This is a genomic window from Clostridium sp. UBA4548 (assembly GCF_002387895.1).
Lineage (GTDB): Bacteria > Bacillota > Clostridia > Clostridiales > Clostridiaceae > Clostridium_J.
In genome coordinates, this window is sequence record NZ_DGLI01000044.1 from 267,861 (window position 1) to 283,902 (window position 16,042).

The window sequence follows — 16,042 nt, forward strand, 5'->3', positions numbered from 1 at the left end:
TGATAAAGATTAGAAGTTAATTTTTATATGAACCTACCTATTTGCTTAAAAGGTTTATAAATGAATAGATTGAAATTTAACTAGCAAAATTACACTATTCTCTCGTGGTCAATTAATCTAAAAATTTATATAACACAATAGAATTGTGTCATGATGGTATTAAATAAGGACTAAAAAAAGCCCTAATCAAAATTGATTAGGACTTTCTTTGCATATATAAGGTATTTGGATAGAACCCAAATTTCGAGTAAAACCTTATTGTAGATTCATTTTCCTGTGATACTGTTACCCCAATAACTTTACAGTTCTTTTCATTCATCCATTCTATATGTTTATCTACAAGTTTCTTTCCTATTCCATTACCTCTGTAAGTCTCATTAACGTGAAGTGATTGTATCTCCCCCGTACCATCGATTGCCGTTGATATGCAATACCCAATATATTCGTCATTTCTTTTCGCAACAGATATTTTCATTGTATCCTTATTAAACACAGAAAAAGCTTTAATTCTCTCATCAAAGTTCATTATGCGGTATGATTCCTTAAAGTATTCTGAACTACTTTCATGATACTGTCTATTTTTTTCCCAAAGATCTTTAATTACTTCAATTTCATCATAAGTAATATCAATTATATTATTCATGATTATCCCCCTTTAATTTTTTCTAATTCATCACCATAATCAAAAGTTCCTCTAATTTAAACACAGGATTAATTTTAAAAAGTTCTGCTAAGGTTTCTATATTTTCTTCTAAATGTTCAATATCTTTGGAGTACATATGCATTATGTTAACTGCATCCTCAGCAGTAAGTTCTCCATTTTGTGCCCACCTAAATACAAACAATTCCTTAATCATTAAGTAACTCACCACTGCTGTGTTTACCTTAGCAGCCACATCACAATCAAAAACAGCCTTCATAAAGTATCTAAATATAAAGTAAACTAATAGATTTTCAAACTTATACATATTATCTTCATAATACTGGTTAAACCCTTTATGTTTGTCTAAATAAAACTGTTCCTCACCATTGCTTTGCCAAAAACACTTTAAAACCTCCTCTAACCCCAAAGGATCATTAGGGTTTATATGTTTTAATTCCTTAAAGACTTTAAATAATTCCTCAATGTTATGGTATTTAACCATCTTTTTATCTTTATACTTATCCAAGCTATTAATAAAGTTTTTTATAAAATCCTTATCTAAGTATTTCTCCATAACAGGTTTTATTCCCATTAGATTTTCTTCATCAATTCTTTCTTGAACTTCATCAGTAAATTTAAGCACTGTAGAAATTCTATGTTCCAGCTTAATATTACGGTTTTGAAGAATATGAAAAATTACTTTTCTGCATTGCAGAAGATTCATGAAGAGTAGAGCATCAATATCATTATAGGAAGTGATTTCTTCCTGAATTTCACTGACTTCAAATTCCACTTTTTTATTATGTCTTAATATTAATCTTGCTGCTTCTGGACAAGATAAGGATATGCCTATCTCACGAAGACTTCCAAATTCCTCTATATGTCTTGGATACATTTTGCAGGTATAGCAAAGACTATCCTCTCCAAGTTCGATATATAAATCACACATTTTATTTTCATTTAAAAAGGCACAGTTATCCCCTTTTAAAGTGAATATGTTTTCTCCCTCACGGTAGATTATCTCACTACGGAGCCTCTTTCCGAATTCGCCCTTTGCTTTTTTATATTTTTTATAGGAATCCTCATCAATTACAACTTCCCACCCAGCACAGCAGGTGTCTTCGCATTGTGAAGCTATACATTTGAATTCTTTTAAATAATCTGGTACCCGAAGTTTCATTTTTTATCCCTATCCTTTATATTTTAAAAATTTAATAAATTAATTCATTCTTAAGAGGCTTTGTTAGGAGCTTTAACCTCTCTAAAGGATACTTTTACTCAAGGACTCTTCTTATGGTATGAAAGAATTTCCTTTTTAAGTATTCTTAAAGTCATTACTTAATTTTAGTACCAATTGAAAATATCATCAAGTACCTAAGAAGCTTGACGAGAAATTTTTCAACTAAAACACTTCTGAGCCTCTACAATAGCTTATTAAAAATCGTAAAGTAGTTAGTAAAATAATATTCAGAAAATTTCAAAATAACTGTTTACAAAGATAAACATTATGCATATAATAAAAATATATTACTCGATAAAATTTATTTTATCGATAAAATTTATTTGAGGTGAATTATGCGAAAAGAAAAAGTATTAAGCACATTAGAAGAAATAAAGGTGATTTCCGACCCTTTCAGATTTAAGATACTAGTTTTATTTAATAAAGAAAGTGGATCTTTAACAGTAAAGCAAATGGCAGTGAAGCTTAAGGAAGTACCTTCGAAGGTTCATTATCATGTGAAGGAACTAGAGAAAATCGGAGTTTTAGAAATTGTTGAAACCAAAGAAAAAGGTGGCATTATAGAGAAGTTCTATCTTCCAACAGCAGAAATATTTAAAGTAAAAAAAGATATTGGGATACTTGAGGAAGACGAATATGAAAAAGCAAGTGAAAACTTGATTTCCATAATGCATGAAGATTTTTTAGAATCAATGAAAAGTAAAACTAAAGGTGAAAAGAAGCAATTAAACTATGGATTAACTTACTTAACAGATGAGGAAGTAGAAGAGCTTACTGAGCTTATTACAGGGTATATGAAAGATAAGGAACAAAGAGAGAATGCGAGAGCCTATATGTTTGGCTATGCATTATTTAGAAAGCATGATGTTGAGGGGGATATTGAGAATGGAAGCGAGTGTTGAAGTAACTAAAAAGAATGGGTTTATAGTTTTAAAAGAATATCCTGATTTTTTAAAGGTTTGGATAGGTAGAACAATATCTAGATTTGGAGATGCCCTAGACGGAATAGCCTTTATGTGGCTTATGTATAAACTTACAGGCTCTACACTTTTAATGGGGTCAGTAATGGCAGTTAGTGCTATTCCTTCTTTATTTGGAATGGCTGCTGGTGTTTTTGTGGATAGAATGGATAAAAAGAAGGTAATGGTGTTAATGGATTTCCTTAGAGGAATTTCTACAGCCATAATTGCAATTTTATTTATGGTGGACAGTTTGCAAGTGTGGCAACTTTTTGCCTTTGCCTTTTTTAATTCAATTTGTGAGGTATTCTCCTCCCCTGCCCGTTCAAGTGCAATGCAGGTATTAATTAAAAAGGAACACTACCTAACAGCAAATTCCTTAAGTCAAGCCTCTGGGGCTATTGCTGAAATCTTAGGTATGGGAATTGCTGCTGCCATAATCGGGCTTTGGGGCGTAGGAGTTGCAATTTTAATAGATGCAGCAACCTTTATAATATCAGGTATAACTGCTTTAATTGCAAAAATAGAAAAGGTTATAAGCAGTACTGAAAGGCTTAATTTTTCCAAGTTTTTTTCAGAACTCTTTGAAGGGTTAAAGGTTATAAAAACAAATTCACTAATTTTTATTAATATGATAATTGGTGCAGCTATAAACATACTTTTGGCTCCTTTTAATGTGCTTATGCCAGTGTATTCTGATAAAATCTTAAATTCTGGAGAGCAAGGCTATAGCATAATGGGAATAGGTGTAATGGTAGGAACTGTACTTGGTTCACTTCTTGTGGGTCAAATAGGTCATAAATTTAAGAAAAGTACTGTTATAATAGCTGGTTTCTTAGTTTTTGCTGGAAGTATTATAGCACTGGGCTTCGTTAATACCTTATTTTTAGCTGTAATCTTTAGTGCTCTCATGGGGGTTTGTCTACCTATAATTTCTGCAACAGGCATGTCAGTAATACAAACTCATACCCCAAAAGAAAAAATGGGAAGAGTTATTTCCACCATGCAAACTATTGGATTGATTGGAATGCCAGTGGGCTTTGCTGCCTCAGGAATTATTGGCGAAAGTTTAAATGTGCAGTATACCTTCATAGCCATTGGAGTAATTATGTTTATTATTTGCTTGCTCCCTCTTTTTAATAAGGAGTTTAGAAGCAATTAAAATATCTTTCACGAAAAAATTAAAGTAGTGTTCAAAGCCTTTCAAAAATAACTTTGAAACCACTAATCTAAATGGTAGAATTATACATATGTGGACTTTTTAAAGAGTCTACCCAATGCTGGTTTAATTTATGGGGGGATACATATGATAATTAAAACTACCTATGGAAAGCAAATATATGAATTTTTAAGTAAAAATAAACTTATAAATCTTAACTTAATTGGTTTTTTAGAAAATGTACCTGATGCTGAAGTTTATGTTGATGATGAAGCCAACCCTACTGGAGTTGTAGCAAGAAAAGATTATTTTAGTAGCTTATATACGGAAAATGATGATTTTCTTAATGAAGTTCTTGATACCTTGTATAAAGAGGATGGCTTCTATGGCTTCAGAGCAGTACACAGGCCTATAGCTGAAAAAATAAGAAGTAATTTCTTGGTTAATTGGGAAAGCTTGAATGCACTTTATTATTATCCTGAGAAGGAAGTTGATTTAAGTAGAATTAAAAATCAAGTGACGCCAATTGATATAAAAGATGCAGAAATTATAAACCATTACTACACTTACAAAGACGAAATAAGCCTTGACAAAATAAAAGATGATATTGAAAACAGACCTTCTTCTGCCATATATGTTGATGGTGACATTGCTTCCTGGGTACTTATTCATAACGATAATTCAATGGGTATTATGTACACTAAGGAAGAATACAGAGGAAGAGGTTATGCAGAACAGGTTACTCTTGACCTTACTAACAAGATACTAAAGTCAGGTCATGTGCCCTTCCTTACAATTGTAGATGGGAACAACATGTCTCCAGGACTTGCAAAAAAATGTGGATTTATACATGAAGGAGTTTACACTGATTGGTTTGGAATAATTTCAGGAACCCCTAAAGTGTTTACAGATTGGCAAGATGAATGTGATAAGAAATTCCAAGAAGCTACTAAAGCTTTGAGAGAAGATTTGCCAGCTATCACTGAAGAGTCCCACTGCTTGTATATTCTTAATGGAAATGAAAGTGACTCCATAGAAATTTCGGAAGATTTCAAAACTGAAGTTTCTGACACCATGGAGAAAAAGCATATTTGGTGTACAACCCTTGCAGAAGGATTAGATATCAATGTTGATAGAAGAAGTGAATTCCTTGATAAATTAATGGAAATTGTATCTAATGAGGATTATGAATTTAGGTTGATTTTAGGAACTATTAATGGGAAACCAGTTTCTACCGCTGCCTTTTTAAGATTATATGATGATCTTTGCGGTATATATCTGGTTTCAACAACTGAAAAAGCTCATAAGGATGAGTTTGTTGGAGTGACCTTAACACAAGCACTTAAAAAGGTAAAAGAGCATGATATGTATTTATGTTTTGTTAATTCAGTTGAATCAGAATTGGAGCTATACATTAAAGTTGGCTTTATTCACTGTGATTTTAGTAAAGAAGAGAAACAATAAAATATCATTTAGTAATTTCTTTAAAAAGGTACAATGACTGAAGTATGGCTTTTCACTGAACTTTTGCATATTGGTATATTTTTGTAAAGAAATATGTACTGTTATTTATATATAAGATAATTTTAGATTACTTATATTAAAGAAAATGCATAATAGAATTAGCTATATTAATGAAGTAACCTAATTTCATTGTATGTAACGAAATAAGGCTTATCTTACTGAGATAAGCCTTTAAATTTTATTCATTTTCTCTTTTCATTTTTAAAATAATTCCTTGTATACTTTTCATTGATAAAAAGTACATCTCAGAAAGTGATTTTATAGATACACCCTCTTGGTATTTCTTTTAGATATTTATATTTCTATCAGTGGTTTCCTTTTTACTCTTAGTAGTTTCTCCCCAGGCTTTTCTACTTCCTTCCCTTCTAGGAATATTAATAAAATCTTCTTACTTATACTTATTTGCTTGTTTGAAGATGTCTAAAGCTTTCCTAAGAATTTAAGCTAAATATTTCAAAATACATTGATTGAAAAACAAAAACATAGGGTTGAAATATATTTTATCAGCTTTATATAGTACCGAAAACCTCACTCTTATTTCATAAAAAAGAATGAGGCGGTTTAAAATACCTTCTCTATCCTCAGTATACCTTTCCATTGGAGTTAAATATCTTCCACTAATCTAACCATCTAGTGATATTACTACCTAATATATTCCAAAGCTAAAGATTCTTTCTAAATAGCCGAAATTTATTTTGTAGACTTTATCCACAAAGTATCTTTTTAAACTACGTCTAATGTATGCGCACAATAAAAGGAGGTCTAACTTTAGTGAAAATTAATTTTAAAACAGTCTTATCATATATTACTTATCTTTTTATTCTTTCGGGGTGTTTTTTTGTGATTAAGAAAATTCCTTCATTCACACCTCCTGTTATACTTGTTATTAAGTATTTATCATATGTTATTTTTGGGTTAGGAATCATCTTAAGCATTCGCTTTAATCGAGGAAGGGTTTTTTTGATAATTTTGCTACTTACCTTATCTCAATTATTTTTAAACTATTATTCAAAACTTTCAATAACCAATACAAATTATAATCAAATCCTTTACCCCGCCATGTGCATTCTTATACCTATTAATATTATTATTTTCTCGCACTTAAAGGAGAGAGGCTTATTCTCTATGTGGGGAAAAATACGTATTGCGTTTATATTAATCGAGTTGTTTGTTATACATAAAATTGCTATACTAGCCAATTCATCAATACTTAAGATTTTGAATTTTAAATTCATTAATGCCCCTTTAGAAAAAACTTTAATGAATCAAACAGTTTTACTAACATTCTTTTTAGCTGTAATATTTTTAATAATAAAAGCATATGTGAAAAAAAATGTCTTTGCAGTGCAATTAATAGGTGTCCTTATTTCCGTTTTCATAGCTCTCTTTTTCAGTAATGATAAGTTATCTTTTTCTATATTTTTAAGTGCTGCTGGTTTAATGTTAATTATCAGCATCATTGAGGACTCCTACTCTATGGCATATCTTGATGAACTTACGGGAATTCCTTCTCGTCGTGCCCTTAGGGAGGACTTGCTGAAACTAGGAACTAAATATGTTATTGCAATGGTGGATATTGATTTTTTTAAAAAATTCAATGATAAATATGGACATGATGTTGGAGATGATGTTTTAAAATTAGTAGCTTCCAACTTAGTACAGGTCACAGGTGGTGGAAAAGCTTTTCGTTATGGTGGGGAAGAATTTACAATTCTGTTTCCAGGTAAATCTATAAATGACGCATTACCCCATTTGGAAAGCTTACGCGAACAAATTTCTAAAGCAGCATACACAAAAAAATCCTCAAAAGGTCAAAAATCCAAAGCTAAATCTACAAATTCAAGTAAATTATTTGTTACTATAAGTATTGGAGTATGTGAAAAAAACAGTAAATTTAAGTACCCACAGGATGTAATAAAAGGAGCTGATAAGGCTCTGTACAGAGCTAAGAAAAAAGGTAGAAACTGTGTAAGCAAATAAAAACTCCCTATAATTTGAACACCTAATTGATTTACTACAAAGCTTCTAATGGAAAGGAGAGTTTTACATGGCTATAACTATAATTGAAGCAACAAAACTAGAAACCTTTAAAAACTTTAGATTAATTTCAGGCATCAGTGGGCTAAACAGGGAAGTTGAGAAAGTTGGCATACTTGATTGGGAATTCTTCTCCAAATCAGAGTGGGTCTTTAATAAAGGGGAATTTGTCCTTACTAGTCTTTTATTTGCAAGGGATAATCCAGAGTTTATATTGGAAGCTGTTAAAGAATTAATTAAAGATGGTGCCAGTGGTTTAGCCTTCAAGAATATTTATTATAAGGATCTCCCCATGGAGGTTATAGATTATTCAAATAAAAATTCCTTTCCTATATTTATCTTTGATAATAGTGTTTATTTTGAAGATATTATTACGGAGGTAATGGATAAAATAAGGTTTTCAGAAAATCATGAACTAATGGAATCGAAAATTGATATTCTTATTAAAAAGAGTCTAAATAAAACCACTGTAAAGGAAATTGCCTTAGAAATTAACAGCAGCTTTAAAGAAAACTTTTTTGTGGTTTATTGCAAAAATATAAAATATATTCATAGCGATATTATAATAAGCTCTATTGAGAGGCTAAAAAGAAAAAAGATAATTGGACTTCACAGCACTGCTTTGAAATACAGAAATGGGTTATTGATTATTTTTACTGAGGATAGGATAGATCTAAGAAACTTTAAAAACAGTGTAGATCATCTAATAAATACCCTTGGCATTGAGGTTTTAGATTACTATATTGGAGTAAGTAGCCTCCACTCCACCCTTGTGGAATTAGATCAAGGAATAAAGGAGAGCCTTTTTGCTCAAAAAACTGGTGAGGTTTCCACTCTAACCTTCAACTATTTTAATGACATTGGAATTTTCAGCATCCTTATGCCCTTTGTAGATGAGACTTGGATGCAAGGCTTTTACAATAGAATACTACACCCTATTAAAAGTTATGATGAAAAATACAATAGTGAGCTGTTTCATACAGCCATAAAATATATTGAAAACGATGGAAAAATAATTGAAACTGCAAACACATTGTTTTTGCATAAAAACACAATTAGATATAGAATCGGTAAAATAAAAGAACTGTTAAACATGGAGGATTGTGAAGGAAGCTTCTATGAGCAGCTGTCAATTGCAGTAAAGTTGTATAAGATATATAACCTGTAGACTGAAGTAAAAAGTTCTACGGTATTTGAAAAAAATGATAAGCCTAATATGTGAAGTATTATTTCATACTCACTGTAAACTCTTAAAGTATTTAAAGAACCTATAGAATAAGCATATTTCTAAGGTTCTTTTTATATTACCTAACTTTATAAAAGCACTATTGTACAAAGTACAAAAATTCATCACTATATTTATATTTCGTACAAATAAATTCAAGTGAAAAAAATGGTATTATTAAAGTAATGAATAAAAAATCTTGTGTAATAAAGGAGATGATTAAATGAATAATAAAAGATTAATTGCTAATCTGCTTCTAATTCTTACCGCTGCAATTTGGGGCTTTGCCTTTGTTGCACAAAGAGTAGGTTCCCAATTTGTAGGAGCCTTCACTTTCAACGGAATTAGGTTTGCTCTTGGAGCTCTATCACTAGTACCTTTAATTATTTTTTTAGATAAAAGAAAAGAAAATAGTGAGGAAAGTACAGAAAAACCAAATTTAAAAGCCACGTTACTCCCTGGAATATTGGTGGGTTTGATTTTATATGCTGGTGCAACCCTTCAACAAGTGGGACTTTTCTATACAACAGTAGGAAATGCAAGCTTTATAACAGGGCTTTACATGGTGTTCGTTCCAATTATAGGCATATTTTTAAAACATAAAATTGGTAAAAACTCCTGGGTTGGAGTTATACTTGCAATTATAGGACTTTATCTTTTAAGTATAAATGAAAATTTCAGCATAAGCTATGGTGATCTTCTTGAGGTTATAGGCGCAATTTTCTGGGCTGTACACATATTGGCAATAGATAACTTTACAAAACGAATAGATCCTTTAAAGCTTTCCTTTATGCAGTTTGCAACTTGCTCTATTTTGAGTCTTATAACTGCTTTCATATTTGAAGATATAACAATCAGTGGTATTTCAAGTGCTTTTATACCTATACTTTACGGCGGTCTTCTTTCAGTAGGAGTAGCTTATACCCTTCAGGTAGTAGCACAAAAGGATGCTAAACCTTCCCATGCTGCAATTATATTAAGTATGGAATCGGTTTTTGGTGCCATTGGTGGTGCAGTTCTTCTTGGAGAAAGTATGAGTGGCAGAGGATATCTTGGCTGTGCTCTTATCCTTGCAGGAATACTTGTATCACAAATAAAATTTTCTCCAGAAAAAGCCCTCGTCAGTGAGGCAGTAGATTAAAAAACGCTCTAATAGATAAATATTCAAAGTTACAAAATCCCTCAATTCCTTTTTAGGATTGGGGGATTTTTTTAATTATATAACTTGAAACACTTAAAATGCTGCGAATTATTACATTATTCGACAAATAATTTCATTTTTCACCCCAATTTATTAACTTGAAATTTCGTATGTTATAAATGGTTATTTTTAGCTTAACTAGAATATTGTACTTACATGGATTTCAGTGATACTTCTGTAAGAAGTGGAAGGCCTTAGTTAAAATTTAATTTTTATGGAAGCAAAATCCCCTTCCAAAGTCACTATATAAAATGAACTTGTTCATTATTTAAAGAAATAAAAACTTTTTTTAGTACTTCTATGTGATTGTTAGGACAACCAATAGGTATGTAAATATTTATTAAAAATATTTTAAGACAGTTAGTTAAGGAGTTGTTATTTATATGTTGAAAAATATGCAGAATGGTCAGTATATACCTGGCTTAGATGGACTTCGTGCTTTTGCAGTATTAGCAGTTATTAGTTACCACTTTAATTTAAGTTTTGCTATGGGTGGTTTCTTAGGAGTGGATGTGTTTTTTGTTATATCTGGTTATCTCATAACCTCAAAAATACTACCACAGTTAGAAAGCAGAGATAAATTTAGTTTACGAGAATTTTGGACTAAGCGAATTAGAAGATTGCTACCAGCTGTATTGACAATGATTACCACCACCTTTATATGGGTAACACTTTTTAATAGGAAATTCATAACTACAGTTTTATCAGATGGGCTCTCCTCTATTATCTACGGAAGCAACTGGTGGTTCATTTTTCACAAAGTTTCTTATTTCGATAGTTTTAATTCCCCTTCTCCACTGAAAAATCTTTGGTCCTTAGCTATAGAAGAACAGTTTTACATTATTTGGCCAATTGCTCTATTAATAGGTCTTAAGTTCTTTAAAAGCAGAATTAAGTTTGCTAACTTTGTTTTTATGCTAGCTTTAGGTTCAGGAATACTTATGGGTATAATGTATAAACCAGGTTTGGATCCTAGCCGTGTATATTATGGCACAGATACTAGAGCCTTTGAATTACTAATAGGCTGTTATATGGCTATGCTTTTTCCAATAAAAAAAGTTTTATCCACTAAAACTAATACAAAAAAAATAAAAACCTTAAATATTACAAGTATGATTACCTTCACAGTGTTTATTCTCAGTGTAATCTTCGTCAATGAATATGAAAGCTTTTTATATAGAGGTGGTATGCTTCTACTTAGCTTAAATGCAGCAATACTTACAGCTTGCATATGTAATCCTAAAAGCTACTTAGGTCACTTACTTTCCTGGAAGCCTCTTAGCTTAATTGGTAAAAGATCCTATGGAATTTATCTTTGGCATTATCCTATTATTATTTTAACTACACCAGCTGCTGAAACTGGAAATTACACTGAAATTCGTATATTCCTCCAAATACTTTTTACCTTTATTATTGCCGAGGTTTCTTATCAGTACATAGAAATACCTATACAAAAGTATGGGTTTAGGGAGTTTTATAAAAAACATAATCCAATTAATAAGTTAAAGTTAGATAAGTTAAAATTTAAAAAGATATCTTTTTCTAGGAGCCTTGCAATTACAGTAGTATTTTCTATGTTTATAATGGTTAACCTTTTTAGTTCAGTTGTTGCAAGAGCTAAACAGCAAGCCTATGTAGCTGAATTACTTAAACCTGAAATCATTCCAAAACATACAAAGGAAATCAAGGTGATTGAAGATCCAATTATAACTGAAATTGCACAAATTGAGCCAATTTCTCCAGTTAACACTAAATCTTATGATGAAATACTAGCAATTGGAGATTCTGTGATGCTAGACATTGAGGAAAGTCTCCATAAAATACATAATAACATCACCATAGACGGAAAAGTTGGAAGGCAACTCTTTCAAGCTATTGAACTTGCACCTACATATTCAGACTTTAATGCTGAAAATAAAGCAGTAATTATAGGACTGGGAACAAATGGTTATTTCACCGATAGTCAAATTAACACCTTACTTGATGCCTTTGATAAAACTGATATTTACTTAGTAAACGTTCGTGTTCCACGTCAATGGGAAAAACAAGTTAACAACGCTTTGAGTAAAAAAGCAGAAGAAAGAGATAATGTAACTTTGATTGATTGGTATTCCACATCAATTAGCCATCCTGAGTATTTCGCAGATGATGGTGTGCATCTTCAGCCTAAAGGAGTTGAAGTTTTAACTACTCTTATAGAACAAGCTATAAAAGAAAATTAAAGTTTAAAATAAACTATAAAAGACCATGGAAAACAACTTTTTTACCTTGATTAAGATACAAAACCACCACATTAAGTTCATGCTTAATGTGGTGGTTTATTAATTTAATTTATCCTTAGGCGATACAGTATAGGATTAAAGGTTAGAATTTATAATCTTCATCTTTCAAAATCCTTCCACCAAAAATCATTGACCACATGGTTTGTTTTTGATAAAATAAAAACAGACCACATAGTTTGAAAGGTGATGTATATGAATAGAGAAGAAAAAAATGAATTGAGTAAAGAAAAAATTATAAATGGCTGCATTAAAGAATTTGGCACTAATGAGTATGTATCTGCATCCTTAAACAATGTTTGTAAAAACAATAATATCTCTAAAGGATTGTTGTTTCATTATTACAAGAATAAAGAGGAATTATTTTTAATTTGTGCTGAAAAATGCTTTCAGGAACTAAGTAAGTATTTGGAGAAAAATTTTCAGTGGCAAGGCAGAGGAATAGATGTGGAACTAAATAATTATTTAAATAAAAGATTAGAGTTTTTTAAAGAAAATAGTTATTATAACCAAATCTTTATATCAGCAGTATTCAACCCGCCAGAAGGTTTAGAGGATGATATAAAAAACTTAAAAAAGGTACTAGATGATACAAATAAAAAATTTTTAAATAGAATTCTTGATGGTAGTCAGTTAAAGGACACTATATATAAGGACAATGCTCTAAATATGATTTTAGAATTCGGTAATTATCTTCAACTAAAATTTAAATCTATATATAAAGAAAGAAAAGATAATTACGCTGATGTTATAGCCCAGCAGGATAAAGCTTTTAGTCATATGTTAAATATAATTTTATATGGAATTATTAAATAAAACTTTGGAGGAAAGACTATGTTAAAACAAGTAATTTTATTAATTATCTTTGTGTTTATGGCAATTTTTGTTGGTAAGCTTGTGGCAAAAGTTAAATTACCTGCAATTTTAGGGTGGTTAATCACAGGTATGATTATTGGCCCCTATGCCCTAGGATTTATGAGTAATGATATGATGAATCAACCTTGGTTTCATATTTTAATTAATCTTGGGGAAGTTGCAGTAGGCCTTATGATAGGAACTGAGCTAATATGGAAGGACTTAAAGGAGTCTGGTAAGCAGATATTAGTTATTTGCTTTACTGAAGCTCTAGGAGCCTTCCTTGTTGTAACCCTTGCCTTTGGGCTTTTATTTATCTTTATGGATATTCCCTTTTATTTAGCCTTTATTTTTGGTGCAATTGCTTTAGCAACAGCCCCTGCCCCTTCTCTATCAATTATAAATGAATATAAGGCTAAGGGCCCTGTTACCAAGACTTTAATCCCTTTAGCAGCACTAGATGATGTTATTGGCTTATTAGTATTCTTTATTGTAATGGGAATAGTTACTAAACTTGTTTCTGACACAAGTTTTCCTATGTATTTTGTGCCATTAATGATTTTGCTACCTATTGTTGTGGGAACAATTACTGGCTTTATATCAGGAAAAGCTCTAAAAAAAGAAAGTAATAGAAAAAGTACAACAATAATTGCTTTAAGTTGTATACTAGGAACGGCTGCAGTGGGCATCTTTATAAATAACTATATACTTCCTTCTCCAGTTATGAACCTAATGCTGGTTGGAGTAACTTTCTCTGCAGTATTTTCTAATATGATTTCAAAGAAAAGGTTAAATCAGGTAATGGAGGCTGTTAATCCAATCATAGCTATAGCTATGATTATAGTTATATTAAACCTTGGAGCGCCACTAGATTATCATTTAATAATAGGAGCTGGTCTGTTTACAGCAGTTTATATAATTTCTCGTGCCATAGGAAAAATTGGTGGTTCTTACTTTGGAGCTGTTACAAGTAACGCTCCTGATACGGTAAAAAAATATTTAGGCTTAACTCTTTTACCCCACTCAGGAGTATCTTTAATTTTCACTGGAATAGCTGTGAACACCTTAAACGGACCTGCACCAGAATATGCTGAAATTATTCAGGGTACTATAGCTGCTGCTGCTGTTATAAACGAAATTTTTGCTGTTATTTTAGCAAAGCAAGGTTTTAAATATGCGGGGGAATTAGGAGAATCTGTAGAATACAAAGATAAAATAATTACTAGCAATTAAATGTCAGTGATTATTTTGCAAGAAAAATAGCCCTAGTCATTTTGATTAGGGCTATTTATAATCAAAGAGTATCATTTTTCGCAAGTATGTTTTTGGTAATGTTTGGTTCTTCTTTGAAGCTCTTTAGAAGCTCCTGCAATTTCGCATTTTTTTCTTTTATAAAAAGACTACTCTTACATCCAATGAACTAAATATAAACGATTTCTAACTATCTATTTGCTATTAAATTTACCATAAAGTAATGCTCCATAGTATTGATCTTCTATATAAAAATGATCTTTTAAATTCCCCTCTAACTGAAACCCGTTCTTTTCTAATATTTTAGCAGAGCCAATGTTTGCATCTATTACAGTAGCGTGTAGTTTATGTAGTTTAAGAGATTCAAAGGCAAAATCACTCACTAAGGATAGACTGTCTGCACCATATCCTTTGCCCCAGTGGTTCTTATGAAAAACATAACCAATTTCAGCTTTATTTGCTATTTTATCAAAGTTAAATAACATTACTGTACCTATAACTTCATCTGTGGATTTTAAAGCAACAGATGCGTATAGATGAGTATCAGCTTCCTCACGTTTTATCATAGTTCTAACAAATTCAGTGGTTTCTTCAAGGGACTTCATTAAGTTCCAACCAATATACTTCTTAACTTCCTTATCTGATGCATAATCATGTACTTTATGAGCATCCTCAGTTTTTAAAGGTTTAAAGTAAATGTTTTTACCCTCCAATGAATGAAATAACTCTTTATTCATTATTATTCTCCTTATCTATTTAGTCTTATCTATGGTGTTATAACTTATATAATTACTATTATTTATTTTTTATTAGAAAAAAGCAATCTTCTTAGTAAAATTCATTATATAGGAAACCAAAAATTAAACTTAACTTATACATCAGTCCTACCCTGGTTCCCTTAAGTGTTTATAGATATGAACTTCATTTATAATGAACAAGTTAAAACTCCACCATAGATCCCTATAATATACGTTTTAATAAGTAATTTAGTTATACTTTTTAAAAAAACTCTTGCCTAATTCTAATAGACAAGAGTTTTTTAGTATATTCACATACCATAGCTAATTAAGTGAAGTTTGAAAACCTCCTAGACCTTGCTGTATCTTAAAATAACAATACCATTGTCCGTAATGTACTCATCCAAATGTAATCTTATTGTTGGATTGTTTCCTAAAAATAGTGGTCTTCCTTTGCCTAATATTATAGGAATTATGCCAATGATATATTCGTCGATAATGTCTGCTTTAATAAAGCTATCAACAACAACTCCACCACCATACAAATATATGTCTTTGCCTTCCTTCATTCTTTCCTCTTCAATTACCTTACATATATCTCCACTTATAAAGTGAAGATTGTCGTGATTTTCCATATTTTCTGTGGTTGCTATATATACTTTTTTACTGCTATAATCTTTGTGCATATTTTGATCATAACAATTTTTACCCATAATTACAGTATCCACTTCTTCTACAAACTTTTCAAAGTCATACTTTTTTTCAGTATTTAATGTATCATCACCATCTCCTACTATCCAATCATATCCACCATCTTCCGAAGCTATATAACCATCAAGACTCACTGCTAAATTTAAAATTATTTTTCTCTTCATTATAAATTCCTCCCCTATTTGAGTATTGTATTTTTAGTTTTACAATAATAACTATTA

General features: G+C 30.9%; 13 protein-coding genes. 9 read left to right on the forward strand and 4 right to left on the reverse strand.

The window, feature by feature from the left end; genetic code table 11:
* Positions 1-196: 196 nt before the first annotated feature.
* Both B3040_RS16630 and fliB read right to left on the reverse strand, forming a co-directional pair.
* Positions 197-643, reverse strand: coding sequence for a GNAT family N-acetyltransferase (locus tag B3040_RS16630; protein WP_291575764.1), 447 nt, complete (start codon positions 641-643; stop codon positions 197-199).
* Between the two features lie 22 nt (positions 644-665).
* Complete coding sequence (fliB, locus tag B3040_RS16635; RefSeq protein WP_291575766.1) at positions 666-1,823, reverse strand: flagellin lysine-N-methylase; 1,158 nt, start codon at positions 1,821-1,823, stop codon at positions 666-668.
* Between the two features lie 395 nt (positions 1,824-2,218).
* On the opposite strand from fliB, the gene B3040_RS16640 reads away from it, so the two are divergent.
* From B3040_RS16640 to B3040_RS16680, 9 genes are all read left to right on the forward strand, one after another.
* A complete protein-coding gene (locus B3040_RS16640) occupies positions 2,219-2,785 on the forward strand; it encodes a winged helix-turn-helix transcriptional regulator (RefSeq protein ID WP_291575768.1) in 567 nt (188 codons plus the stop codon).
* Positions 2,769-4,004, forward strand: coding sequence for an MFS transporter (locus B3040_RS16645; RefSeq protein ID WP_291575770.1), 1,236 nt, complete (start codon positions 2,769-2,771; stop codon positions 4,002-4,004). The genes B3040_RS16640 and B3040_RS16645 overlap by 17 nt, the downstream gene beginning before the upstream one ends.
* Before the next feature lie 144 nt (positions 4,005-4,148).
* Positions 4,149-5,465, forward strand: coding sequence for a GNAT family N-acetyltransferase (locus B3040_RS16650; protein WP_291575772.1), 1,317 nt, complete (start codon positions 4,149-4,151; stop codon positions 5,463-5,465).
* A 900-nt stretch (positions 5,466-6,365) separates the two neighbouring features.
* Positions 6,366-7,505 (forward strand): GGDEF domain-containing protein, encoded by a 1,140-nt coding sequence (locus B3040_RS16655; protein WP_291575778.1) that lies wholly within the window; start codon positions 6,366-6,368, stop codon positions 7,503-7,505.
* Positions 7,506-7,572: 67 nt separating this feature from the next.
* Positions 7,573-8,730, forward strand: coding sequence for a PucR family transcriptional regulator (locus tag B3040_RS16660; RefSeq protein ID WP_291575780.1), 1,158 nt, complete (start codon positions 7,573-7,575; stop codon positions 8,728-8,730).
* Positions 8,731-9,010: 280 nt separating this feature from the next.
* On the forward strand, positions 9,011-9,928 hold the full coding sequence (locus B3040_RS16665) for a DMT family transporter (protein ID WP_291575782.1): 918 nt from the start codon (positions 9,011-9,013) through the stop codon (positions 9,926-9,928).
* 443 nt (positions 9,929-10,371) lie between these two features.
* Positions 10,372-12,210, forward strand: coding sequence for an acyltransferase family protein (locus tag B3040_RS16670; protein WP_291575784.1), 1,839 nt, complete (start codon positions 10,372-10,374; stop codon positions 12,208-12,210).
* Between the two features lie 252 nt (positions 12,211-12,462).
* Positions 12,463-13,083: a TetR/AcrR family transcriptional regulator gene (locus B3040_RS16675; RefSeq protein WP_291575786.1), complete on the forward strand. Its 621-nt coding sequence runs from the start codon at positions 12,463-12,465 to the stop codon at positions 13,081-13,083.
* Between the two features lie 18 nt (positions 13,084-13,101).
* Entirely contained in the window at positions 13,102-14,355 is a 1,254-nt protein-coding gene (locus B3040_RS16680) for a cation:proton antiporter (protein WP_291575804.1), read from the forward strand.
* Positions 14,356-14,567: 212 nt separating this feature from the next.
* Here B3040_RS16680 and B3040_RS16685 read toward each other — a convergent pair whose 3' ends face one another.
* Positions 14,568-15,110: a GNAT family N-acetyltransferase gene (locus B3040_RS16685; RefSeq protein ID WP_291575806.1), complete on the reverse strand. Its 543-nt coding sequence runs from the start codon at positions 15,108-15,110 to the stop codon at positions 14,568-14,570.
* Positions 15,111-15,460: 350 nt separating this feature from the next.
* Positions 15,461-15,985, reverse strand: coding sequence for a dihydrofolate reductase family protein (locus B3040_RS16690; RefSeq protein WP_017416552.1), 525 nt, complete (start codon positions 15,983-15,985; stop codon positions 15,461-15,463).
* Positions 15,986-16,042 lie beyond the last annotated feature (57 nt).

Excerpts from the sequence above, each read along its gene's own strand:
- B3040_RS16630 (WP_291575764.1), bottom strand. The coding sequence starts at position 643 with ATGAATAATATAATTGATATTACTTATGATGAAATTGAAGTAATTAAA.
- fliB (WP_291575766.1), bottom strand. The coding sequence starts at position 1,823 with ATGAAACTTCGGGTACCAGATTATTTAAAAGAATTCAAATGTATAGCT.
- B3040_RS16640 (WP_291575768.1), top strand. The coding sequence starts at position 2,219 with ATGCGAAAAGAAAAAGTATTAAGCACATTAGAAGAAATAAAGGTGATT.
- B3040_RS16645 (WP_291575770.1), top strand. The coding sequence starts at position 2,769 with ATGGAAGCGAGTGTTGAAGTAACTAAAAAGAATGGGTTTATAGTTTTA.
- B3040_RS16650 (WP_291575772.1), top strand. The coding sequence starts at position 4,149 with ATGATAATTAAAACTACCTATGGAAAGCAAATATATGAATTTTTAAGT.
- B3040_RS16660 (WP_291575780.1), top strand. The coding sequence starts at position 7,573 with ATGGCTATAACTATAATTGAAGCAACAAAACTAGAAACCTTTAAAAAC.
- B3040_RS16665 (WP_291575782.1), top strand. The coding sequence starts at position 9,011 with ATGAATAATAAAAGATTAATTGCTAATCTGCTTCTAATTCTTACCGCT.
- B3040_RS16670 (WP_291575784.1), top strand. The coding sequence starts at position 10,372 with ATGTTGAAAAATATGCAGAATGGTCAGTATATACCTGGCTTAGATGGA.
- B3040_RS16675 (WP_291575786.1), top strand. The coding sequence starts at position 12,463 with ATGAATAGAGAAGAAAAAAATGAATTGAGTAAAGAAAAAATTATAAAT.
- B3040_RS16680 (WP_291575804.1), top strand. The coding sequence starts at position 13,102 with ATGTTAAAACAAGTAATTTTATTAATTATCTTTGTGTTTATGGCAATT.
- B3040_RS16685 (WP_291575806.1), bottom strand. The coding sequence starts at position 15,110 with ATGAATAAAGAGTTATTTCATTCATTGGAGGGTAAAAACATTTACTTT.
- B3040_RS16690 (WP_017416552.1), bottom strand. The coding sequence starts at position 15,985 with ATGAAGAGAAAAATAATTTTAAATTTAGCAGTGAGTCTTGATGGTTAT.